Raw genomic sequence first — 21,126 nt, 5'->3', positions numbered from 1 at the left:
GACGCGATCCGCTCGACGCACCGACCTAGATGACCCCGCGCACGCCCGCGACCACCTGAATCACGCCGAATACCGCGATCACCGCGGCCGACACGCGCGACAGCCCGTGCATGAACGCGAACGACATCTTCGTGCGCAGTGCGGCGGTCGTACCGCTCAGGCACAGCCACCACGTCGCGGAACCGATGAACACACCGGCGACCATCAGCGCCACGGCCGGCCACACCGCTCCTTCCCGCGCGCCCGACAGCGGGCCGAGCGCCGCGAAAATCCCGACGAACGACAGGATCGTCATCGGGTTCGACAGCGTCAGGCCGAACGTCGTCACAAAATCGCGCAGGACGGACGTGCGCGGCAGGTCGCGCTGCGCCGTCGACGCGGCCGGCGCCTGGCGCGCGATGGTCCACGCCAGCCACACGAGAAACGCGCCGCCGCCGATTTTCAGGCCGACGGTCAGCATCGGGAACGCCGTGACGATACCCGCGATGCCGAGCGCGCCGAGCAGGCCGTAGATCGCATCGGCACACGCGGCGCCGACGCCCGTCGCGAATCCCGCCTGAAAACCGCGGCTCAGGCTGCGCTGGATGCACAGCATGCCGATCGGCCCGACCGGCACCGCGATCGACAGCCCCATGACGACGGACTTGATGAACAGCATTGCCTGCTCCTTGCGACATGTCACATGTTGAACAGGCATCGTAGGGAAAGTCCCGTCATCGCTGAATGCGGTTTTTAAGGAAAAATGCCAACTTCGCCTTAAAAAATACCGCCGTGATGGACGATCTGGACTGGAAGATAGTGACGCTGCTGCAGGCCAACGGCCGCATCAGCTACACGGAGCTGGCGCGCCAGGTGCACCTGTCGGTGCCGGCGGTGACGGAACGCGTGAAGCGGCTTGAAGCGGCCGGCGTCATCGAAGGCTACACGGCCCGGATCAATCCTGCCGCGGCCGGCTATCCGGTCGGCGCGCTGATCGGCATCACGGTGCCGCAACCGGCAAAGGCAAAATTCCTCCGGTTGCTGGAGACCATTCCCGAAGTCGTCGAATGCCATCACGTGACGGGCGCGGACTCGTACATGATGCGGCTCGCGGCCATCAGCATGACCCATCTCGAACAACTGATCGAACGCATCAACCTGTACGGTGAAACCCGAACGTCGATCGTGATGTCGACACCGCTGCCCGCACGCGGGCTGGCGCGGCCGCCGTCGCGGCGCGACGTCGTTCGCGATTGACACATCGACAGGCCCGTCCGATCCGCTTCCCGCACGGGATCATCAGGCAATTCCGACGGGCGGTAACCGGCGGCCGATTATCGTTCGGCCGGTTACCGCCGTGACGATCGACATCGATCGACTACTTGCCGGCGAGACCGCCCAAGCCGCCCAGCAGGCCGCCCACCAGCCCCGTCACGGGTGCCAGCGGATTGGAGAGACCACCCAGCGGTGAGCCGCCGCCCGTGCCAGTCGTGGAACCGTTGTGGACGGTCGCCGGAATACCGCCGACCACGCTCGTCACCAGGCCCGCGACCGGCACCGCGCCGTTCGCACCGCCCGGGTTCACGAGGCCGCCCGCGTTGGTCACGGTGTTGCCGACCGCGCGCACGAGGTCGCCGACGCCGCCGACCAGCGGCTGGGGTGACGTGGACGTCACCTTCCATCCCGCCGACGTGATCGCGCCGCCGATCTGTCCGAGCAGGCCCGCGACGGGCTGCCCGAGGCCGGTCGCCGTGCCGACCTGCTGCGTGACCTGGCCGACGGTCGTGACGAGCGGCGTGATCGCCGTGCTGATCGCCTGCGTCGTCTGCTGGACCGGGCCCGACGACAGGGCCGCGCCGAGCATGGTGCCGCCCGTCTTGAGGCCGCCGGCGACGGTGTCGAGCAGCCCGCCGACCGGCGTCGTGAGCGGCGCCAGCGGCGACAGCGGGCCGGTGCCGAGCGCCTTCACCGTGTCGCTGAGGCCGGTGACCGGGTTGCTGCTCGAGCCGACGATGGAGCCCAGCCCGGCGACCGTCGTGCCGACCGGGTTCGCCGTGAAGCCGATCTGACCGATGCCGTTGCTCACGGCGTTCGACGTGTCGCGGATGATCGTGCCCGCGCCCGTGACCGTGTTGCCGAGGCCGGTGGTCACGCCCTTGCCCACTGGCGGGCTCATGTCGCCGAGCGTGACGCCGGCGTCGATGACGACCGCGCCGACGGCGCTGACGATGCCGTTCGTGCCCGGGGTGCCGCTCGTGCCGCTTGTGCCACCGATTCCGCTCGTACCGCTTGTGCCACTGGTTCCGCTGGTTCCGCTCGTACCGCTGGTCCCGCTCGTCCCGCTCGTCCCGCTGGTTCCGCTGGTTCCGCTGGTTCCGCTGGTTCCGCTGGTTCCGCTGGTTCCGCTGGTTCCGCTGGTTCCGCTGGTTCCGCTCGTGCCGCTCGTCCCGCTGGTTCCGCTCGTGCCGCCGGTCCCGCTCGTGCCACTAGTCCCACCCGTGCCACTCGTACTCGTTCCGATGGTGTTACCGCCCGGCTTCGGCGCCGTCACATCGCTGCCGCCGCACGCAGCCAGTGCGCAAGCCGTCGCAATGGCGGCGAGCGCAACGTTCGCCTTGATGAAATGATTTTGCATGGAAGCCCCCGCTCTCTTTTTCAGCTCGATCATCCCGACAAGCATCTATCGTGCCATTGAGATCGGCATCGCCGACGACTGCCAAGCCGCCTCGGCCGGCCGCGTCCCGACGGCCGTCCGGCGTGCGACGCACGGCATACGGGCCTGACTTCACCAGCCGTGATCGAGCCTTGCGTCCCGGGTAACGCGTGCGTAACGCGGGCCCTGCGTTACGTAGCATCGCGCGGAGAAAGACGCAGTCCTGCTCCTGTCCCTATCATTCGAGTCTGCGAAACGGCGCTGTCGCCGACACTCGCCTCATCATTCACACTCGCTGCACGAACGGCGCCCCGACTCCCGACAAGGACAGACGATGAACACTCCGCGTGAAGTGCTGAAAGCCGCCGACATCGCGGCGATGGAACCGGAGCATTCCACCCACCCGCTGAACGAGAATGCCGTCCGCCTGAAGCGTTCGCTTGGCGACGCAACCGGGCTCACGCAACTCGGCTTTCATCTCATGACCTTGATGCCCGGGCACGAATCCACCGAATACCACCGGCATCTCTACGCGGAGGAATGCGTCTACGTCCTGTCGGGAACCGGCGAGGCAGTCGTCGATGGCCGGACCCATGCAATCGGCCCGGGCGACTTCATGGGATTTCCGCGCGGCGGCAGCGCGCACACGATGCTGAATACGGGCGATCAGCCGCTGGTCTATCTCGTGGCGGGCAACCGGCCGGAACACGACGTGTGCGACTATCCGAAGCTCGGCAAGCGGCTGTACAAGGCGGGCGCCAACAAGGTCTTCGTGGATCTCGGCACCGAAAGTGCGTGATGCCGGCATCGCTCGACGCAGGACCGCCCGCGGCCGGCCGTCACCCGTGCACAGCGATTCCGCGAGGCCGCGCCGGCCTGACCATGACGGCCCGTCACACGATCAACGTCACACCGGCCCACGCAATCAGCACGACGCCCAGCGCGCGCCCGGCACGTTCGCCGCCGGGCAGGATCTTCTCCGCAAACACGAAGAGCGACAGCGCGGCGATCCACACGACGTTCATCACGCCGCCGACGAACAGCAGCGCCATCAGCAACCAGCAGCAGCCCACGCACACCATGCCGTGCCGCGCGCCGAGCAGGAAACTGCCGGCGACGCCCGGGCGCCAGTGCGCGACCAGGAACCCTGCCGGCGCCCGGCATTGCCGAAGGCACGCGCGTTTCAGCGGCGAGAATTGATAGAGCCCGGCGAGCGACAGCACGATCGCGGAAAGCATGGCGCTCTTCGACCACAGCATCATCGCGGAGATCAGCCCGGCCGGCTGCAGCATCGCCTGAAGCAACGCCGCGCCGATCGAGAACGCGAGCCATGCGGCGAGGTAGCCGGCCAGCAGCGCCAGCGACGTGAACGCCGCACCCGCTCCATCCACGCCGCGCTGCCGCAGCACCCGCCGGTACAGCATCACGAGCGGCGCCGCGCTGGGCGTCATCATCGCGATCATCATCACCCACCACATCACGATCACGGTGGGCAGCGACGGATCCATGCTGCCCATGGCGCCCTTCAGGCGATGCGGAAAGAGCGTAACGGCGGTCATCTCCAGCGCCGACATGCCGGTTCCCGCGCCCGTCCAGAGATAGAACCAGCACAGACCGACGAGCGCGGCCATACCGAGCAGCGTGACGACGCGCTCGCGCCCGAGCCAGGGGTCGACGGGAGTCATGCCGCGACGCGATGCCGGACCACCCCGTGGTTGTTCAGGTGCAGCCGCGCGAACTGTGCATAGCTGCCGTCGAGAGTCAGCGGAATGTGGCCCTGCGAGCGCGACGTGCCCGAGCCGATTTCGGCCACCTCGTATTCGAAGCCGTGCGGCAGGTCGATCCTCGCGCGATGTTCGGCGCCCGTCACCGGATTGAGGATGGGATCGCCCGCGAGGTCGAACACGCCGTCGACATGAATCCGGCCACGCCGCGCATCGACATCGACTTCGAAATCGATCTTCGCGAAGATCGGATCGAACGCCTGCTCGAGCGTCGACGCATAGACCGAGAACATCGTCGCAAACGGATCGGTATCCTGACCAGTCATGATCTTCAGCACGGCCTCGCGCTGCGCCGGACTGGCGCGCTCGTCGACGATCGGCTGGCACCGGCCCCGCCCCTCGTGGACGGCTCCCGGCCACTCGAACACGACCGCGATCCTGACGCCGTCGAGCACCACGTCTCCGTAGTGGCCGCTGTCGATCGAAATCGCGCCCATCGCCGCGCAGTGGCCATGGGTCGGCAGCGCATTGAACTGGCATGGGCAACCGTATGAGCAATTGCAATTGATCAATTCGGTACCCTGAATCTCCCACGGCGTCATGGCTCCACCTCGCGCTCGGCTACACAGGAATGATTCGAATCTAGTGCACGGCACAGGGGAAATCAAAGCCGTCGTGGCGGCCCGAATCGACGCATGAAAACCGCCAGTCAAGCACGCGTGGAAGACGCTTCGGCGCGCTCGTGCAAGACCCCACCGGCGGACGTCGGCTCGTGCGAATCCTGCACGGATCTCACACGACCAGCGACGCGACGATCGCGCACCACAACGCACTTGCGCCGCACAGAAACACGCGCCGCGCGACGAACATCCGCGATTCGTCGTCGGGGGTCTTCATCGGCGACGTGGCGAGAAACGGCACGCTGACGAGGCACGCGAACCCGGCCAGCGCCGGCAGGATCACGACGTAGTCGCCGAACCGCCACGGCAGCGGCTCGTGCCAGCCCCAGTAGCCGAGAAACAGCATGCCCATCGAAAACATCGTCGCGGCGGCCGAACTGAGCGCGACCACCGATCCCGTCGGAAATTGCATGGGAGCCTCCCCTCGCGCAGCGTGCGCGACGCCGGGTCATTATCCCGGCACGGCGGGAAAAAGCACAACGACGGCCGATGGACGGCAACGCTCATACCGACGTCGGAGCCGACCAGCACGTCGAAGGAGCGGAGCCCGATCCCGGTGGGGTGGCCGGCTGCGCCTGCGGCGCGGGGATGCGGGAGAGGCATTGACGATTGCGGCGATGCCGCATGAATGATCGTTGTCACGGATTGACAGCGATCGGCGCCAGGTGAAGGAAGCGCCCGCCTTCAGCCCGGCTTCTTCGCGGCCTGCATCACGGAAATCCAGCCCACCACCGCCGCGGCGACCCAGCAGCACGCGATCATCAGGTCGAGATCCATCCAGCCTTCGAAATTCGTGCTGTTTTCGAAACTGCAGCGCTGATGGCCCCTGACCCACACGCAGCCATTGATGAACTGCTGGATGTGCATATAAACGCTGTAGACGGCAAAAGCCGACGCAATGACTGTGAGCCGCAAACGGACGTGCTTTTTCATGTGGCGCGGATGCCGGTGGGAAAGCCAGTGCCGATCTTACGGCAACGGCAACCCGCCCGGCAATCCGTCGCATCCTGGGCCGCCCGGATGCCCGCTGCTCACCCGTCGATCCGCCTGATCGTGCGCAGGCAGTCCGCCGCCAGTTGCTGATAGATGCGCGTGCCGTTCGCCTTCGCGTCGATCTCCGCGTCGCTCAGCCGCCGCACGACGCGCCCCGGCACGCCCGCGAGCAGCACGCCGCGCGGCACGTCGTAGCCGGCTTTCACGAACGCACACGCGGCGACGATCGTCGTGGCGCCGATCGTCGCGCCGTCCATCACGACCGCGTTCATGCCGATCATCGTGTCGGGTTCGAGCGTGGCGCCATGCACGATCGCGCCGTGGCCGACGTGGCTGTTGACGCCGAGCCGGCACGTCTCGCCGATCCCGACGTGCAGCACGCAACCGTCCTGCACGTTGCTGCCGGCTTCGACGACGATCGCGCCGAAGTCGCCGCGCAGGCTCGCATGCGGGCCGATGTAGCAGCGCGCGCCGATCGTCACGTCGCCGATCACGACCGCGCTCGGATCGACATACGCGGACGGGTCGATGCGCGGCCGCATCCCGTTGAATTCGAACAGCGGCATCGGTCAGAGCGCCGCGGCCGCTTCCGGCACGAGCGTGAACAGGTCGCCGACCACGCCGTAGTCGGCCACGCTGAAGATCGGCGCTTCCGGATCCTTGTTGATCGCAACGATCACTTTCGAATCCTTCATGCCGGCAAGGTGCTGGATCGCGCCCGAGATGCCGACCGCGATGTACAGCTGCGGCGCGACGATCTTGCCGGTCTGGCCGACCTGGTAGTCGTTCGGTACGTAGCCTGCGTCGACTGCGGCGCGCGATGCGCCGAGTGCGGCTTGAAGCTTGTCCGCCAGCGGCTCCAGCACCTTCGTGTAGTTCTCGCCGCTGCCCAAGCCGCGGCCGCCCGACACGATGATGCTTGCGCTGGTGAGTTCCGGACGGTCCAGCTTCGTCACTTCACGGCTCACGAACCGCGATGTTCCGGCATCGGCCGCCGCGTCGATTTTCTCGACCGTGGCGCGGCCGCCTTCCGATGCCACCGGATCGAAACCCGTTGCACGCACCGTGATGACCTTGACCGGATCGCCCGACTGCACCGTCGCGATCGCGTTGCCCGCGTAGATCGGACGCTCGAACGTATCGGCCGATATCACCGCCGTGATCTCGGAGATCTGTGCGACATCCAGCTTCGCCGCAATGCGCGGCGCGATGTTCTTGCCATAGGCCGTGGCCGTCGCAACGATGTGCGCGTAACCGTTCGCGACGTTCATCACCGTCGCTTCGACGTTCTCGGCCAGACCGTCGGCCAGCTGCGGCGCATCGGCCAGCAGCACCTTCGTCACACCGGCGATCTTCGCCGCTGCATCGGCTGCCGCCTGTGCGTCGTGTCCAGCGACGAGCACATGAACGTCGCCGCCGCCCACCGCGTTGAGCGCCTGTGCGGCTGCCACGGCGTTCAGCGTCGCGGCCTTGATCGACGCGTTGTCGTGTTCCGCAATCACCAGAATCGTCATTTCTATCCGCTCCTTGTTACAGCACCTTGGCTTCGGTCTTCAGCTTCGCGACCAGCGTCTGCACGTCCGGCACCTTCATGCCGGCTGCGCGCTTCTGCGGTTCGGCCACCTTGAGTACTTTCAGGCGTGTCTTCACATCGACACCGAGATCTTCCGGCTTCACCGTGTCCAGCGGCTTCTTCTTCGCCTTCATGATGTTCGGCAGCGTCACGTAGCGCGGCTCGTTCAGGCGCAGATCCGCGGTGATGACGGCGGGCAGTTGAAGCGACAGCGTTTCCGCGCCGCCGTCGACTTCGCGTGCGACGGTTGCACGGCCGTCGGCGATCGTCACCTTCGATGCGAACGTCGCTTGCGGCAGGCCTGCCAAAGCGGCCAGCATCTGGCCCGTCTGGTTCGAATCGTCGTCGATTGCCTGCTTGCCGAGGATCACCAGTTGCGGCTGTTCCTTGTCGACCAGCGCCTTCAGGATCTTCGCGACGCCCAGCGGCTCGACGCCGTCATGCGATTCGACGAGGATCGCGCGATCCGCGCCGATCGCGAGCGCCGTGCGCAGCGTCTCCTGCGCCTGCACGACGCCCACCGACACGGCGATCACTTCGGTCACGACGCCGGCCTCCTTCAACCGCACGGCCTCTTCCACCGCGATTTCGTCGAACGGGTTCATCGACATCTTCACGTTCGCGATGTCGACGCCCGTCAGGTCGGATTTCACGCCGACCTTCACGTTCGCGTCGACCACGCGTTTCACTGCCACGAGCACTTTCAACTGCCTGTCTCCTGTTTCGTTGCATGCGCCGCGCCGCGTCAGCGCGCGGTAAAGCCGCCGTCGATCACGAGCTCCGCACCCGTCACGTAGCGGCCTGCCGGCGACACGAGATACAGGATGCCGGCCGCAATGTCGCGCGGGCTGCCGATCTTCGCCATCGGCACGTTCGTCTGCATGTACTCGAAGGCGCGATCGGGGTCCTGCCCCATCTGGCGGAACGCTTCCTCGAGCATCGGCGTGCGGATATAGCCGGGATGCACCGAGTTCGCACGAATGTTCTTCGCCGCGTACAGCATCGCGTCGACCTTCGCCATCATCCGCACGGCCGCCTTCGACGCGTGATACGCGGGCACGTCGGGGCCGCCGACGATCCCGTACATCGACGACAGGTTCACGATCGAGCCGCCGCCGGCCGCGTCGATATGCGGAATCGCCGCACGCGTGCACAGGAACACGCCGTTGACGTTCACGTCCTGCACGCGCTGCCATTGCGCGAGCGTGAGCTCGTGCGTCGGCACGTTGTGGCCTTCGATGCCCGCGTTGTTCACGAGCACGTCGAGGCGCCCGAAGCGCGCGACGATCTCGCCGAACACGCGCGCCACATCGGCCTCATGCGTGACGTCGAGCGACCAGAACGCGGCCTGGCCGCCCTGCGCGCAGATTTCCTCGACCAGCGCTTCCGCCGGTTGCGACAGCACGTCGAGAATCGCGACGCTCGCGCCGGCGGCAGCCAGCGTGCGCGCGGTCTCCGCGCCGATGCCGCGCGCGCCGCCGGTGATCGCGGCCACATTGCCGCGCAGGTCGAACAGGTCTTCGATGAGCTTCATGTCGTCTCCAGGTATTGGTTCGGACGGGCCGCCCGCATCGGGGCCGGCCGTCAGGGGCATGCGGCGTTATCGCGTATTGCGCGTCGCAAGAAAATCGAGGCATTCCCGATTGAAATAGTCGGCGTGTTCCACCATCACCCAGTGGCCGCACCGGTTCATCAACACGAAGCGCGCATCGCGGCAGCGTTCGAGGAACTTCAGCGCACCGCCGACCGGATTGAAGCGGTCGTCCGTTCCCCAGAAGCCGAGCACCGGCGTACGCAGGTCGCCGAGCGCATCGGTCAGGTTCGGCACGCTCATCGTCGACAGCACTTCGGTCGGCTGTTCGACGCACACCTTCATCCGTTCGGCAACGAGCGCGTCGGTGACGATCGCCGGATCGTGCACGAGCAGCGTCAGCAGCTCGCGCATCGTGTCGTCATTCATCTGGCGATTGGTGAACAGCTTCACCATCCGCTGGATGCCTTCCATCCGGAAATAGGTGTCGCGATCCTCGACGCCGCCCGGCGCCATCATGATCAGCCCGTCGACGTCGTCCGGGTAGTCGAGCGCGTACTTCAGCGCGATCGCGCCGCCGAGCGAGTTGCCGAGCAGCACGGCCGGGCCGATGCCGAGCGCGGTCAACTGCCCATGCAGCGCGCTGACGAAGAAATCGAGCGTATAGGCGACGTCGGTGGGCTTCGACGACTGCCCATACCCGGGCAGGTCGACGACGATTGCGCGATGGCCGGCCGCCGCGAACGCGGGCACGTTGTGCTTGAAGTTGCTGAAACCGCTGGCGCCCGGGCCGCTGCCGTGGATGAACACTACGGGCCGCCCTTCGCCCGCCTCGTAGTGGTGCAGGCGCAGGCCGCCCGGCACGTCGGTGAAGATGCCGGCCGGCGGCGTCGTGGGGATCGTCATCGCGGGTTGTCTCCTTCGTCGTTCGATGGATGTCTGCCACGATGATTGCGCCGCCGGCGCCGGCCGGCATCATCCTTTCAGACTACGAAGCCGCGCGCGCTTCTTCCTATCATCGGCCCACCGAAACGGAGGCAACGATGAACGGATTCGACTACAGCGGCAAGACGGTGCTCGTGACGGGCGGCACCAAGGGCATCGGGCGACGCATCGCCGAACGGTTTCTCGCGGCAGGCGCGCGCGTGTTCGTGTGCGGGCGCAGCGCGCCCGATACCCCGCCGTCGGCCGGCGGCCGCACGGCGGCATTCGTCGCGGCCGACCTGCGCGACATCGAACAGGTCGACGCGATGCTCGCGACGATCCGCGCTGCGGCGGGCGGCCTCGACGTGCTCGTCAACAACGCCGGCGGCTCGCCGTTCGCGCTCGCGGCCAATGCGTCGGCGCGCTTCACCGAATCGATCGTGCGCCTGAACCTGATCGCGCCGCTGCAACTCGCGCAGCGCGTGAACGCGATCATGCAGCCGCAGCCCGAAGGCGGCGTGATGCTGTTCATCGCGAGCGTCAGCGCGTCGCGCCCGTCGCCGGGCACGGCCGCATACGGCGCCGCGAAAGCGGGCCTCGTCAACGCGGTCACGTCGCTCGCGGTCGAGTGGGCGCCGCGCGTGCGCGTGTGCGCGATCAGCCCGAGCCTCGTGCAGACGGAATCGGCCACCGAAGGCCACTACGGCGGCGACGCCGCGCTCGACGCCATTCGCGCGACGATTCCCGCCGGACGGCTCGCGACACCCGACGACGTCGCCGCCGCGTGCCTGTTCCTCGCATCGCCCGCAGCGTCGTACACGTCGGGCGCGAACCTGCGGCTCGACGGCGGCGGCGAACGGCCCGCGTTCCTGTCTGCCGCGCAGGCCGCCGCGCGCTGATGCACGCATGGCCAACCGTACGGTGCGAATTGTTCGCCAGTCCTAGGGAAGTCATCTAGTTCATTTTGACGATTCCCTGCTACCGCGATCTCCCTACTCTGCCTCTCACGACAACACACACAGTCGACCGTCGTCGATACCCCCAAGAGGAGACACCATGCATCAACGGATTTCGCGCCGTACCGACAAGCGGGCAACCGCCACGCTGTCGACGCTGGCCGCCGCGCTGCTGGCGTGTGCCGCGCCCGGCGCACACGCAGGCAGCACGATCGAGCTGGGCGCCGACACGACGCTGGACTACACGTTCACGCTCAGTTACGGCCTCGGCATGCGCACTCGCGCACCGAGCGGCAATCTCCTCACGCCGGCGAACATCAACGGCGACGACGGCGACCGCAACTTCGCGAAGAACAAGCTGATCGAGAACCAGGTCAGCCTGCTCGGCGAAGTGAACCTGAAGCACGACGACTGGGGCGTGTTCGTGCGCGCCGACACGTTCTACGACCAGGCGTATCGCCGCCCGAACTACAACGACGCGCCGGGCACCGTGAACCAGTCGGGCCAGTACAACAACTTCACGAGCGACGCGCGCTACTGGTCGGGCGGCCACACGACGCTGCTGGCCGCGTATGCGTACAACACGTTCAAGATCGGCTCGACGAGCCTGAACGTGAAGGTCGGCGACCAGGTCGTCGCGTGGGGCGAGAGCCTGTTCTTCCCGAACATCGCGGGTGCGCAAGGGCCTGCCGACGCGACCAAGTCGTACATGGCCGGCGCCGAAGTGAAGGACATCCTGCTGCCGGTGCCGCAGATCTCCACGCAGTGGCAGATCACGCCGAACTTCAGCCTGCTCGGCTACTACCAGTTCTCTTACCAGCAGAACCGGCTGACCGCGCCCGGCACGTACTGGAGCTATTCGGACGTCACGGGCCCCGGCGCGCAGTTCATCATCGGCCCGGGCGGGATGATCATTCCGCGCGGCCCCGACGACAAGCCGAGCGCGCGCAACCAGTGGGGGATCGGCGCGCGCTTCCGCGTCCTCGGCGACACCGAGCTCGGCCTGTACCACCTGCACTACAACGACATGAACCCGAGTGTCGTCACGACGTACTTCCCGACGCTCCAGTACCAGCAGACCTACTTCAGCAACATCAAGCTGACCGGCGCGAGCTTCTCGACGCAGGTCGGCCCGGTGAACGTCGCCGGCGAAGTGTCGTACCGCCAGGGGGCGGCCGTGCTCGTCAACACGCCGACCGGCCCGCAGTCGACCCGCGCGAACGTGCTGCAGACGAACCTGTCCGGCATCTACTCGATCGGGCCGAGCTTCCTCGCGAATTCGCAGACGCTGATCGGCGAACTCACGTACGTGCATGCCGGCAGCATCTCGGCGCTCGACGGCTCGACCACGCTCACGAATTCGCGCAACGCGCTCGCGATGGAGATCGCGTGGACGCTCAGCTACAAGAATGTGTTCAACGGCTGGGATCTCGACGTGCCGCTGACCTACACGCACGACCTGACGGGCACGTCGCCGCTCGCCGGCGCGCTCGGCTCGCTGACGGGCCAGGGCGACCACCGCGTGACGGCCGGCGTGACCTTCACGCGCCTGAGCAACCTGCAGCTGTCGCTCGTCTACGCGAAGTTCCTCGGATCGCCGAACCCGGTCACGCGCCCGCTCGCGGATCGCGACTACGTGCTGGCCACGGCGACCTACCACTTCTGAGCGGCCCGGCCGCTCGTCATTCAGCACTATGAGGACCGATATGAAACGCATTCATCTCCCCCTCCTGCGCGCGTCGGTGATGGCCGCGTGCGCGGTCGTCGCGACGGCGTCGTTCCCGAAGGTCACGCCGGACGACCTGAAGGCGCTCGACGGCCCGCTGACGCCGATGGGCGCGGTGCGCGCCGCCAGCAAGGACAGCGGTGTGCCCGAGTGGTCGGGCAAGTGGCTCGGCACGCCGCCGGACGTGCAGTACAAGCGCGGCAGCCGCTACCCCGACCCGTTCGCGAACGACAAGCCTGTCGCGACGATCACCGCGGAAAACATGGCGCAGTACGCCGAGCACCTGACCGACGGCCAGAAGGCGATGTTCAAGCGCTACCCGGCCACGTTCAAGATCAACGTCTACCCGAGCCACCGCGACTTCCGCTACGCGGATTCGGTCTACAAGGACATCCGTGCGTACGCGCCGGATTCGACGATGACGTCCGACGCGAACGGCCTCACGAACGCGCCGCCGACGGTGCCCTACCCGATCCCGAAAACGGCTGCCGAGCTGCTGTGGAACCAGCGCTTCTCGTCGGCGATCGGCGCGGAGCAGGCGACCTACGACCAGGCGGTCGTGTACTCGGACGGCAACGTCGCATGGGGCAAGGTGCGCTACGACATCTACTCGCCGCGCAACTCCGGCAAGTTCGACGTGAAGAGCGACCTGAACAACCGCACGTACTACCGCAACGCGACGGAGCTGCCGCTGTCCGACCGCGGCTCGCTGATCGTCGGCTTCACGAACTGGGACAAGGCCGGCGCGGACAACTCGTCGCGCACGTGGATGTACAACCCCGGCACGCGGCGCGTGCGGCAGGCGCCGGAATACGGCTACGACCAGCCGCAGGGCCCGGGCGGCTTCCGCACCGTCGACGACGATCGCCTGTACAACGGCCCCGGCGACCGCTACGACTGGAAGATCGTCGGCAAGCGCGAGATCTACGTACCGTACGACAACTACAAGGCGATGGACAGCTCGGTGAAGTACGCCGACCTGCTGACCAAGGGCCACGAGAACCCGTCGTATATCCGCTACGAGCTGCATCGCGTGTGGGTGCTGCAGGCGACGCTGAAGAGCAATTACCGTCACCAGTATGCGAAGCGCGTGCTGTACATCGACGAGGATTCGTGGATGACGCTGCTCGCCGACAACTACGACGCACGCGGCCAGCTGTGGCGCACCAACGTGGCGACGACGCTGTATGCGTATGACGCGAAGGTGTTCTACCCGGGCGTCGTGTTTTATCACGACCTGATCTCCGGCGCGTACATGGCCGACCGCCTGACGAACGAAGGCCCGATGCCGAAGCTCGACAACAGCCCGCAGTTCAACGAGGCGTACTTCTCGCCGGACGCGATCCGAAGTTCGGGTAACTAAGCAACCCACGCGCCGGAGCCTCCGCTCCGGCGCCCGACGCCGCCCGCGACGGCGGCCTTTTCCATTCGAGATTCGAGGGCCCCTTCATGTCTTCCCGCCTGCATACGACGCTCGGCGACGAGCTGTACGCCGCGTGGCACGCGCGTGCGCCGGTCGCGCCGCTGTCGAGCCGCCCGCGCCGCCTGTCGCTCGACGACGCCTATCGCATCCAGCAGCGCTTCATCGAGCGCCGCATCGAGCACGGTGAGGCCGTGGTCGGCAAGAAGATCGGCGTGACGAGCCAGGCCGTGCAGGACATGCTGAACGTGCGCCAGCCGGATTTCGGCATCCTGCTGTCCGGCATGCACTACGCGGCCGGCGAAGCGATCGCCGCCGATACGCTGATCGCACCGCGCGCCGAGGGCGAGATCGCGTTCATCCTCGCGCGCGACCTGCGCGGCCCCGGCATCGACCGCACCGACGTGATCGCGGCGACGGCCGCCGTCGCGCCCTGCTTCGAGATCGTCGATTCGCGCATCCGCGACTGGGCGATCCGCATCGAGGACACCGTCGCCGACAACGCGTCGTGCGGCGTGTACGTGCTCGGCGACGCGCGCGTCGATCCGCGCACGCTCGACCTCGCAGCGTGCGAGATGACGATCGACAAGAACGGCGAGCCCGTCGCGCAAGGGCGCGGCGACGCGGCGCTCGGCCACCCCGCCGACGCGGTCGCGTGGCTCGCGAACACGCTCGCCGCGTACGACGTGCCGCTGCTCGCCGGCGAGATCGTGCTGTCCGGCTCGCTCGCCAAACTGATTCCGGTCACGGCCGGCGACGCGCTGTCGATGCATATCTCCGGCATCGGCAGCTGCGACGTCCGCTTTATCTAAAGGAAGAATCCTGATGAAGAAAATCAAATGCGCGCTGATCGGGCCCGGCAACATCGGCACCGACCTGCTCTACAAGCTGCGCCGCTCGCCGGTGCTCGAACCCGTGTGGATGGTCGGCGTCGATCCGGCGTCCGACGGCCTCGCGCGGGCGCGCGAGTTCGGCCTGAAGACCACCGACAAGGGTGTCGACGGGCTGCTGCCGCACGTGGCCGCCGACGACATCCGCATCGCGTTCGACGCGACGTCCGCCTACGTGCACCGCGACAACTCCGACAAGCTCACCGCGCTCGGCGTGAAGATGATCGACCTGACGCCCGCCGCGATCGGGCCGTACTGCGTGCCGCCGGTGAACCTCGACGCGCATCTCGACAGCGCGCAGGCGAACGTGAACATGGTGACCTGCGGCGGCCAGGCGACGATCCCGATGGTATATGCGGTATCGCGCGTGCAGCCGGTTGCGTACGGCGAGATCGTCGCGACCGTGTCGTCGCGCTCGGTCGGCCCCGGCACGCGCAAGAACATCGACGAATTCACGCGCACGACGTCCGGTGCGATCGAACAGGTCGGCGGCGCCCGCAAGGGCAAGGCGATCATCGTGATCAACCCGGCCGAGCCGCCGCTGATCATGCGCGACACGATCCACTGCCTGACCGACGGCCCGCCCGACGTCGACGCGATCACCGCGTCCGTGCATGCGATGGTCAAGGAAGTGCAGCGCTACGTGCCCGGCTATACGCTGAAGAACGGCCCCGTGTTCGACGGCAATCGCGTGTCCGTCTTCATGGAAGTCGAAGGGCTCGGCGATTACCTGCCGAAGTACGCGGGCAACCTCGACATCATGACCGCCGCCGCGGCCGCCACGGCCGAGCGTTTCGCCGAACAGATGCTGGCCGCGACGGCCGCCACCGCTTGAGTCGAGGAGTCACACGATGTCACTTGCAGGCAAGAAGATCACCGTCCACGACATGTCGCTGCGCGACGGGATGCACCCGAAGCGCCACCAGATCACGCTCGACCAGATGCGCAACATCGCGCGCGGGCTCGACGCTGCCGGTGTGCCGCTGATCGAGGTCACGCACGGCGACGGGCTCGGCGGCGCGTCCGTCAACTACGGGTTCCCCGCGCATACCGATGAGGCGTACCTCGGCGCCGTGATTCCGGAACTGAAGCAGGCGAAGGTGTCGGCGCTGCTGCTGCCCGGTATCGGCACCGTCGAGCATCTGCGCATGGCGCACGAACTCGGCGTCGGCACGATCCGCGTCGCGACGCACTGCACCGAGGCGGACGTGTCGGAGCAGCACATCGGCCTCGCGCGCACGCTCGGGCTCGATACGGTCGGCTTTTTGATGATGGCGCACATGTCCCCGCCGGAGCAGCTCGTCGTGCAGGCGAAGCTGATGGAATCGTACGGCGCGAACTGCATCTACATCACCGATTCGGCCGGCCACATGCTGCCCGACGACGTGACCGCACGGATCGCCCAGGTGCGCGACGCGCTGAAGCCGGAGACCGAACTCGGCTTCCACGGCCACCACAACCTCGCGATGGGTGTCGCCAACTCGGTCGCGGCGGTTGCCGCCGGCGCGAACCGGATCGACGCGGCCGCGGCCGGCCTCGGCGCCGGCGCGGGCAACACGCCGATGGAAGTGTTCGTTGCCGTGTGCGACCGGATGGGGATCGAAACGGGTGTCGACGTGTTCGCGATCTCGGACGTCGCCGAGGATCTCGTCGTGCCGATCATGGACGCGCCGATCCGCCTCGACCGCGACGCGCTGACGCTCGGCTATGCGGGCGTCTACTCGTCGTTCCTGCTGTTCGCGAAGCGCGCGGAAGCGAAGTACGGGATTCCGGCGCGCGACATCCTCGTCGAGCTGGGCCGGCAGCGGCTCGTCGGCGGGCAGGAGGACATGATCGAAGATGCGGCGCTGACGATGGCGCGGGCGCGGGAGGTGGCGGCCTGAGTGGGTGAAATCGTGCGAGGACGCATGAAGGAACGGGGGCGCGAGCCCCGTTTTGCATTCAGGTTCCGCCAGCAAGTAGCGGGCATCGGGATTGCGAGCGTTCTTCGTGCATCGCACTCCGACTGCTGACAGCACGCTGTCAGTCGACGGCCCCCAAACTTGATCGATCGACACACGAGGAGCCTCGCCCGTGGCCCATACCGGAGAACTCGCCGCACAGGCCCAACGCACCGTCAAACGACGCGGCCTGACCCTCCTGATCCTATGCCTCGCCGTGCTCGTCGCGCAGGTCGACACGGCGGTTGTCAATCTTGCGACGCGCACGATCGGCGACTATTTCCACGCAGGCGTGGGCGCATTGCAATGGGTCGTCGACAGTTACAACCTCACTTACGCGGTACTGCTGCTGACCGGCGGGCTGCTCGCAGACCTGTACGGCCGGCGTCGCATCTTCATGGCGGGTACGGCCCTCTTCACCGCCGCGTCGCTGCTGTGCGCGCTGGCGCCTTCGGTAGCGGTGCTGATCGCCGCCCGGGCACTGGCCGGTGTCGGCGCGGCGCTGCTGCTGCCGGCGTCGCTCGCGATCGTGCGCGTGGTGTGGCGAGACCCGGTCGAGCGTGGCCGCGCGCTCGGCATCTGGGCGGCGTGCAACGGCGTGGCGATGGCGATCGGCCCGACGCTCGGCGGCGTGCTGATCCGGCACTTCGGCTGGCGCAGCATCTTTTTCGTGGTCGTGCCATTGAGCGTCGCAGCGATGCTGCTCGCGGTCCCTGCAGTGCCCGAATCCTCCGACCCGCGCGGCAGGCACTTCGACGGCGCAGCACAACTCGCGGGCGCCCTCTCGCTCGGCGCGCTCGCCTATGCGGCGATCGTGTTCCGCGATTCACCGGTAGCATGCGCGCTCGCCGGATGTGTAGCGATCCTGTCGTTCATCGCCTTCATCGCGATCGAGCGGCGCCACGGTGCAGCGGCACTGGTGCCGCTCGACATCTTCCGGATCAGTGCGTTTCGCGGCGCGATCGCCGCGACCACCGGCATGACGTTCGGGATGTACGGCGTGCTGTTCCTGCTGCCGCTGGCGTGGCAGAGCATCGGTCGGCTCGATTCAACCGGCGCGGGCCTCGCGCTACTGCCGATGGCGCTCGTGTTCGTCGTCGTATCGCCATGCTCGGGGCCGCTGTCGGAACGCGTCGGCACGCGCACGACGACGGCCGGCGGGGTCGCCGTGATCGCAAGCGGGCTCGTCGTCATCGGTGCGTCAGCCGGTTCACCGGGCCTGATCGGCGCCGAAATCGGGCTTGCGTTGACGGGGCTCGGCATGGGCATCGCGACCGGCCCGTTGATGACCGTCGCGGTCGGCGCCGTCGACGCCGCGCGTTCGGGCACCGCCAGTGCGCTCGTCAACGTTGCACGAATGAGCGGCGCGACGCTCGGCATCGCCGTGCTCGGCACGCTGTTCGCCGCCACGCACGGCGGCACGGCCGGCTTGCGCGCGGCCATGTTCGCCGGCGCGGTGATTCAGTTGATCGGCGCGACCGCGTCGGCGATCAGCGTGCACCGTGGGCGGCCCGCAGCGTGACCCGTCGTTGTACGGCCCCCTGCCGGGCATCGCCCGACTCGTCAGCGATGCTTCCCCCCGTGCCGCTTGCGCCGATGCGCTTCACGCGCCTGCAGCAACGACGGCATCAGTTCCTCGATATATTGCCGCGCCTGCCCTCGCGTCACGATCTCGCTGAAGCGCTGATGGGCCTTGTCATGCCCGACCAGCGCCGCATGCGCTTTCTTCAGGATGTGCAAATAGCCAATCAGGCTCGTGCCGTCGCGTACGGGCAGCGCATCGCGCGGGTCGGGGGCCGGTGTCGTACTCATGATCCGATCCTTTGCGGGCAGTCGGTGCGGCACGTCGGGGTGACGAGCGCCAGCAGGTCGTTCGCGAGACGGTCGCGATCCGTCAGCGGCGCGAGGCCGAACAGCCGCTCGAGCGTCGCGGCGACCGATGCATGATCGTACGGCGTGTGGTCGACCTGCCCGGCCGCGACCCACGGCGAGATCACGATCGCCGGCACCCGCACGCCATACACGTCGAACCCGAAACCACTCGCGTTCAACGTCGCCGCCGCGCCATCGTTCGGCGGCGGCACGGCGCCCGGCCTGACCGAATCGTAGAAACCGCCGTGCTCGTCGTAGCAGATCACGAGCAGGCTGCTGTTCCACACCGGCGAATTGCGGATCGCGTTGTACACCCGCGCGGCGAGCTGGTCGCCGCCGGCGAGGCCATCCATCGGGTGCTGCGAGCTGCCGTTCTGGTATGTGCCGTGCACGATGTCGCCGTAACCGGGCTCGATGAACGTGTAGCGCGCCGTATAGCCGGCCGCGAGATCGGCCTCGAAGTGCGCGAGGTCGTCGATGTCGAAGAAGCTGATGCCCTTCAGCGACGCGACCTGCGGCACGTGGCCGAGCGGGTCGCCGGTCTGGTCCTGGTAGATGCGCCAGTTGTCGTCGCCGAGCGCGGCGAAGATCGAACCCTTCGGATACGGAAAGCCGTTGAACGCGTCCCATCCGGCCATCTCTTCCCTGGTCGGCGAATGGTCGAGCCCGGCCGACGATGCGCCGTGCAGGAAGAAGCGGTTCGGCCAGGTCGGCCCCGGCATCGACGCATGCCATGCGTCACACAGCACGAACGCGTTCGCGAGCGCGTGCAGCGACGGCGCCTGCGTCGCGATATCGACACCCTGCATGATCTTGCCCGCGTCGGCCGGCTGCGGCGGCGTGCCTTCGGAATGCGATGTCGCGTAGTTCGACACGAACCCGGTGTTGACGACCGGCGGATACGGCTGCCCTTTCACGAACGGCACGCCCGCGCCGCACAGCTGTTCGAGCACGTCGTTGAATTCGTGGCACGGATCGGTCGGCATCCGGTCGGGCGCGCCGCCGCCGAACGGATATACCGCGTCACCGTACGCATTGCTGTTACCCGGCGACGCGGCAACGATGTCGGGGTAGCCCGACAGCGCGAACAAGTGATCGAAGGAACGGTTCTCGAGCATCAGCACGAACACGTGCTGGATGCGGTCCTGAACCGACGGGGATGCGGGGGCTGCGTCTGCACTCATGGCGCCTCCTGGCGTCGCGCGACGAAAGTCCTGCTGGCACGATCGTCGGCCCGCTGAAAGCTGCTGAAGGGATTGAAAGCCGTGGCGCGGGCCGCGAATTGCCGATGAGTGTACGACCGCCCCGGCCCCCACGTAAAGCCGCACGCGAACCGCGTCGCGGCATGCGCGTTCAACTGTCGGCCGAAGCGGTTTTCAGCGTGACGACATCGCGCCGAGGCGGCGCACCGAACATCCGCGCGTATTCGCGGCTGAACTGCGACGCGCTTTCGTAGCCGACGCGATACGCTGCCGTTTCCGCGTTCGCCGCGCCCGTCACCATCAGGTGCCGCGCTTCCAGCAGGCGCAACTGCTTCTGGTACTGCAGCGGCGTCATCGACGTGAGCGCCTTGAATTGCCGATGAAACGCCGACGCGCTCATTTGCGCGACGGCAGCGAGATCCTCGACGCGGATCGCCTCGGCGAACTGGCCGCGCAGCGCATGGATCGCCGCGACGACGCGCTGCGCATGGCCGTTGGCGAACACGACGCGCGCGACTTCGCCGCCGTGCGGCCCCGCGAGCAGCCAGTAGCAGATCTCCCGCTTCACGAGCGGCGCGACGACCGGAATCGCGGCCGGCGTATCGAGCAGCCGCATCATCCGCAGCACGCAATCGGCGAGCGGCCCGCCGAAATCGGTCACGCACACGCCATGGCCGATCGCGCCACGCGGTTGCGATGGCGGCGTGTCGAGTCGTTCGAGTACTTCACGCATCATCGCGATATCGAATTCGAGCACCATGCCGAGGAACGGTTCGGTCTCGCTCGCCTTGACGATGCGGCTCGTCGCCGGCATCTCGACGCTGACGACGAGCGCGCGGCCGGGCCCGTAGTCGTAACGGCGCCCGCCGAACGTCGTCCACTTCGCACCCTGCACGACGACGCACAGCGCCGGTTTCATGATCAGCGGCGCGGGCAGCTTCTCGCGATTGGAACGCAGCAGGATCAGCCCGTCGATCGCCGTCGCGAACGGGCTCTCTTCCCCCGTCGCGCCCGTCAGGCGAGCGATACGTTCGACCAGTTCGTCCGACATGCAGCCCCTCCG

Annotated in this window: 24 protein-coding genes; 10 read left to right on the top strand and 14 right to left on the bottom strand. The window is 67.3% G+C overall.

Going from position 1 to position 21,126, the window contains the following annotated elements; all coding sequences use genetic code 11:
• Positions 1-25: 25 nt before the first annotated feature.
• Positions 26-658: a LysE family transporter gene (locus C5O79_RS24035; RefSeq protein ID WP_122475943.1), complete on the bottom strand. Its 633-nt coding sequence runs from the start codon at positions 656-658 to the stop codon at positions 26-28.
• 116 nt (positions 659-774) lie between these two features.
• Here C5O79_RS24035 and C5O79_RS24030 point away from each other — a divergent pair, with 116 nt between their 5' ends.
• Positions 775-1,236, top strand: coding sequence for an Lrp/AsnC family transcriptional regulator (locus tag C5O79_RS24030; protein WP_046547924.1), 462 nt, complete (start codon positions 775-777; stop codon positions 1,234-1,236).
• A 121-nt stretch (positions 1,237-1,357) separates the two neighbouring features.
• Here C5O79_RS24030 and C5O79_RS24025 read toward each other — a convergent pair whose 3' ends face one another.
• The gene (locus C5O79_RS24025; RefSeq protein WP_131931810.1) at positions 1,358-2,614 is read right to left on the bottom strand and encodes a collagen-like triple helix repeat-containing protein; all 1,257 of its coding nucleotides are present in this window, start codon (positions 2,612-2,614) and stop codon (positions 1,358-1,360) included.
• On the opposite strand from C5O79_RS24025, the gene C5O79_RS38220 reads away from it, so the two are divergent.
• Complete coding sequence (locus C5O79_RS38220) at positions 2,613-2,762, top strand: hypothetical protein (protein ID WP_163008993.1); 150 nt, start codon at positions 2,613-2,615, stop codon at positions 2,760-2,762. The two genes, C5O79_RS24025 and C5O79_RS38220, sit on opposite strands and share 2 nt — an antisense overlap.
• Before the next feature lie 204 nt (positions 2,763-2,966).
• Positions 2,967-3,431 (top strand): cupin domain-containing protein, encoded by a 465-nt coding sequence (locus tag C5O79_RS24020; protein ID WP_122475948.1) that lies wholly within the window; start codon positions 2,967-2,969, stop codon positions 3,429-3,431.
• A gap of 94 nt (positions 3,432-3,525) precedes the next feature.
• Here C5O79_RS24020 and C5O79_RS24015 read toward each other — a convergent pair whose 3' ends face one another.
• The 9 genes from C5O79_RS24015 to C5O79_RS23975 form a co-directional block, all read right to left on the bottom strand.
• Positions 3,526-4,317: a DUF2182 domain-containing protein gene (locus C5O79_RS24015; RefSeq protein WP_122475950.1), complete on the bottom strand. Its 792-nt coding sequence runs from the start codon at positions 4,315-4,317 to the stop codon at positions 3,526-3,528.
• Complete coding sequence (locus tag C5O79_RS24010; protein WP_047849903.1) at positions 4,314-4,958, bottom strand: DUF1326 domain-containing protein; 645 nt, start codon at positions 4,956-4,958, stop codon at positions 4,314-4,316. Before C5O79_RS24010 ends, C5O79_RS24015 begins: the two co-directional genes overlap by 4 nt.
• 190 nt (positions 4,959-5,148) lie before the next feature.
• Entirely contained in the window at positions 5,149-5,448 is a 300-nt protein-coding gene (locus C5O79_RS24005) for a hypothetical protein (protein WP_043186617.1), read from the bottom strand.
• Positions 5,449-5,720: 272 nt separating this feature from the next.
• A complete protein-coding gene (locus C5O79_RS24000; RefSeq protein ID WP_046547929.1) occupies positions 5,721-5,969 on the bottom strand; it encodes a hypothetical protein in 249 nt (82 codons plus the stop codon).
• 98 nt (positions 5,970-6,067) lie between these two features.
• On the bottom strand, positions 6,068-6,595 hold the full coding sequence (locus C5O79_RS23995) for a transferase hexapeptide repeat family protein (RefSeq protein ID WP_046547930.1): 528 nt from the start codon (positions 6,593-6,595) through the stop codon (positions 6,068-6,070).
• 3 nt (positions 6,596-6,598) lie between these two features.
• Positions 6,599-7,543 (bottom strand): FAD-binding protein, encoded by a 945-nt coding sequence (locus C5O79_RS23990; RefSeq protein ID WP_122475952.1) that lies wholly within the window; start codon positions 7,541-7,543, stop codon positions 6,599-6,601.
• 16 nt (positions 7,544-7,559) lie between these two features.
• Positions 7,560-8,309, bottom strand: coding sequence for an electron transfer flavoprotein subunit beta/FixA family protein (locus C5O79_RS23985; RefSeq protein ID WP_122475955.1), 750 nt, complete (start codon positions 8,307-8,309; stop codon positions 7,560-7,562).
• Between the two features lie 38 nt (positions 8,310-8,347).
• Positions 8,348-9,136, bottom strand: coding sequence for an SDR family NAD(P)-dependent oxidoreductase (locus C5O79_RS23980; RefSeq protein WP_122475957.1), 789 nt, complete (start codon positions 9,134-9,136; stop codon positions 8,348-8,350).
• A 66-nt stretch (positions 9,137-9,202) separates the two neighbouring features.
• Complete coding sequence (locus C5O79_RS23975) at positions 9,203-10,039, bottom strand: alpha/beta hydrolase (protein WP_122475959.1); 837 nt, start codon at positions 10,037-10,039, stop codon at positions 9,203-9,205.
• 137 nt (positions 10,040-10,176) lie between these two features.
• Between C5O79_RS23975 and C5O79_RS23970 the strand changes: the two genes are divergently transcribed.
• The 7 genes from C5O79_RS23970 (at position 10,177) to C5O79_RS23940 (ending at position 18,511) form a co-directional block, all read left to right on the top strand.
• On the top strand, positions 10,177-10,956 hold the full coding sequence (locus C5O79_RS23970) for an SDR family oxidoreductase (RefSeq protein ID WP_122477441.1): 780 nt from the start codon (positions 10,177-10,179) through the stop codon (positions 10,954-10,956).
• A gap of 157 nt (positions 10,957-11,113) precedes the next feature.
• Positions 11,114-12,679 carry a DUF1302 family protein gene (locus C5O79_RS23965; RefSeq protein WP_122475961.1) on the top strand — a complete coding sequence of 522 codons (1,566 nt, stop codon included), beginning with the start codon at positions 11,114-11,116 and terminating at the stop codon, positions 12,677-12,679.
• Positions 12,680-12,719: 40 nt separating this feature from the next.
• Positions 12,720-14,102 (top strand): DUF1329 domain-containing protein, encoded by a 1,383-nt coding sequence (locus tag C5O79_RS23960; RefSeq protein WP_039350780.1) that lies wholly within the window; start codon positions 12,720-12,722, stop codon positions 14,100-14,102.
• Positions 14,103-14,188: 86 nt separating this feature from the next.
• A complete protein-coding gene (gene dmpE / locus C5O79_RS23955) occupies positions 14,189-14,971 on the top strand; it encodes a 2-oxopent-4-enoate hydratase (RefSeq protein ID WP_039350783.1) in 783 nt (260 codons plus the stop codon).
• A 13-nt stretch (positions 14,972-14,984) separates the two neighbouring features.
• On the top strand, positions 14,985-15,884 hold the full coding sequence (locus C5O79_RS23950) for an acetaldehyde dehydrogenase (acetylating) (protein ID WP_046547936.1): 900 nt from the start codon (positions 14,985-14,987) through the stop codon (positions 15,882-15,884).
• A gap of 16 nt (positions 15,885-15,900) precedes the next feature.
• Positions 15,901-16,932 carry a 4-hydroxy-2-oxovalerate aldolase gene (gene dmpG / locus C5O79_RS23945; protein WP_046547937.1) on the top strand — a complete coding sequence of 344 codons (1,032 nt, stop codon included), beginning with the start codon at positions 15,901-15,903 and terminating at the stop codon, positions 16,930-16,932.
• Between the two features lie 190 nt (positions 16,933-17,122).
• Positions 17,123-18,511: an MFS transporter gene (locus C5O79_RS23940; protein WP_122475963.1), complete on the top strand. Its 1,389-nt coding sequence runs from the start codon at positions 17,123-17,125 to the stop codon at positions 18,509-18,511.
• A gap of 41 nt (positions 18,512-18,552) precedes the next feature.
• On the opposite strand, the gene C5O79_RS23935 is transcribed toward C5O79_RS23940, so the two are convergent.
• The 3 genes from C5O79_RS23935 to C5O79_RS23925 all read right to left on the bottom strand — a co-directional run bounded on the left by C5O79_RS23935 (position 18,553) and on the right by C5O79_RS23925 (position 21,114).
• Positions 18,553-18,801 (bottom strand): hypothetical protein, encoded by a 249-nt coding sequence (locus C5O79_RS23935; RefSeq protein ID WP_046547939.1) that lies wholly within the window; start codon positions 18,799-18,801, stop codon positions 18,553-18,555.
• On the bottom strand, positions 18,798-20,045 hold the full coding sequence (locus C5O79_RS23930; RefSeq protein WP_131931808.1) for an alkaline phosphatase family protein: 1,248 nt from the start codon (positions 20,043-20,045) through the stop codon (positions 18,798-18,800). The genes C5O79_RS23935 and C5O79_RS23930 overlap by 4 nt, the downstream gene beginning before the upstream one ends.
• Positions 20,046-20,214: 169 nt before the next feature.
• On the bottom strand, positions 20,215-21,114 hold the full coding sequence (locus C5O79_RS23925; RefSeq protein WP_122475968.1) for an AraC family transcriptional regulator: 900 nt from the start codon (positions 21,112-21,114) through the stop codon (positions 20,215-20,217).
• Between the last annotated feature and the right edge of the window lie 12 nt (positions 21,115-21,126).

Source organism: Burkholderia sp. SRS-25, from assembly GCF_004343765.1.
Lineage (GTDB): Bacteria > Pseudomonadota > Gammaproteobacteria > Burkholderiales > Burkholderiaceae > Burkholderia > Burkholderia contaminans.
The sequence above is the reverse complement of the archived record's forward strand: the minus strand, read 5'-3'. Positions and strand labels throughout refer to the sequence as shown.

Bases quoted from the DNA above. Each gene is read 5' to 3' on its own strand.
- C5O79_RS24010 (WP_047849903.1), bottom strand. From the start codon at position 4,958: ATGACGCCGTGGGAGATTCAGGGTACCGAATTGATCAATTGCAATTGC.
- C5O79_RS24035 (WP_122475943.1), bottom strand. From the start codon at position 658: ATGCTGTTCATCAAGTCCGTCGTCATGGGGCTGTCGATCGCGGTGCCG.
- dmpG (WP_046547937.1), top strand. From the start codon at position 15,901: ATGTCACTTGCAGGCAAGAAGATCACCGTCCACGACATGTCGCTGCGC.
- C5O79_RS24020 (WP_122475948.1), top strand. From the start codon at position 2,967: ATGAACACTCCGCGTGAAGTGCTGAAAGCCGCCGACATCGCGGCGATG.
- C5O79_RS24005 (WP_043186617.1), bottom strand. From the start codon at position 5,448: ATGCAATTTCCGACGGGATCGGTGGTCGCGCTCAGTTCGGCCGCCGCG.
- C5O79_RS23975 (WP_122475959.1), bottom strand. From the start codon at position 10,039: ATGACGATCCCCACGACGCCGCCGGCCGGCATCTTCACCGACGTGCCG.
- C5O79_RS23970 (WP_122477441.1), top strand. From the start codon at position 10,177: ATGAACGGATTCGACTACAGCGGCAAGACGGTGCTCGTGACGGGCGGC.
- C5O79_RS23925 (WP_122475968.1), bottom strand. From the start codon at position 21,114: ATGTCGGACGAACTGGTCGAACGTATCGCTCGCCTGACGGGCGCGACG.
- C5O79_RS24015 (WP_122475950.1), bottom strand. From the start codon at position 4,317: ATGACTCCCGTCGACCCCTGGCTCGGGCGCGAGCGCGTCGTCACGCTG.
- C5O79_RS24030 (WP_046547924.1), top strand. From the start codon at position 775: ATGGACGATCTGGACTGGAAGATAGTGACGCTGCTGCAGGCCAACGGC.
- C5O79_RS23980 (WP_122475957.1), bottom strand. From the start codon at position 9,136: ATGAAGCTCATCGAAGACCTGTTCGACCTGCGCGGCAATGTGGCCGCG.
- C5O79_RS23990 (WP_122475952.1), bottom strand. From the start codon at position 7,543: ATGACGATTCTGGTGATTGCGGAACACGACAACGCGTCGATCAAGGCC.
- C5O79_RS23965 (WP_122475961.1), top strand. From the start codon at position 11,114: ATGCATCAACGGATTTCGCGCCGTACCGACAAGCGGGCAACCGCCACG.
- dmpE (WP_039350783.1), top strand. From the start codon at position 14,189: ATGTCTTCCCGCCTGCATACGACGCTCGGCGACGAGCTGTACGCCGCG.
- C5O79_RS24025 (WP_131931810.1), bottom strand. From the start codon at position 2,614: ATGCAAAATCATTTCATCAAGGCGAACGTTGCGCTCGCCGCCATTGCG.
- C5O79_RS24000 (WP_046547929.1), bottom strand. From the start codon at position 5,969: ATGAAAAAGCACGTCCGTTTGCGGCTCACAGTCATTGCGTCGGCTTTT.
- C5O79_RS23960 (WP_039350780.1), top strand. From the start codon at position 12,720: ATGAAACGCATTCATCTCCCCCTCCTGCGCGCGTCGGTGATGGCCGCG.
- C5O79_RS23995 (WP_046547930.1), bottom strand. From the start codon at position 6,595: ATGCCGCTGTTCGAATTCAACGGGATGCGGCCGCGCATCGACCCGTCC.
- C5O79_RS23950 (WP_046547936.1), top strand. From the start codon at position 14,985: ATGAAGAAAATCAAATGCGCGCTGATCGGGCCCGGCAACATCGGCACC.
- C5O79_RS23930 (WP_131931808.1), bottom strand. From the start codon at position 20,045: ATGAGTGCAGACGCAGCCCCCGCATCCCCGTCGGTTCAGGACCGCATC.
- C5O79_RS38220 (WP_163008993.1), top strand. From the start codon at position 2,613: ATGGAAGCCCCCGCTCTCTTTTTCAGCTCGATCATCCCGACAAGCATC.
- C5O79_RS23935 (WP_046547939.1), bottom strand. From the start codon at position 18,801: ATGAGTACGACACCGGCCCCCGACCCGCGCGATGCGCTGCCCGTACGC.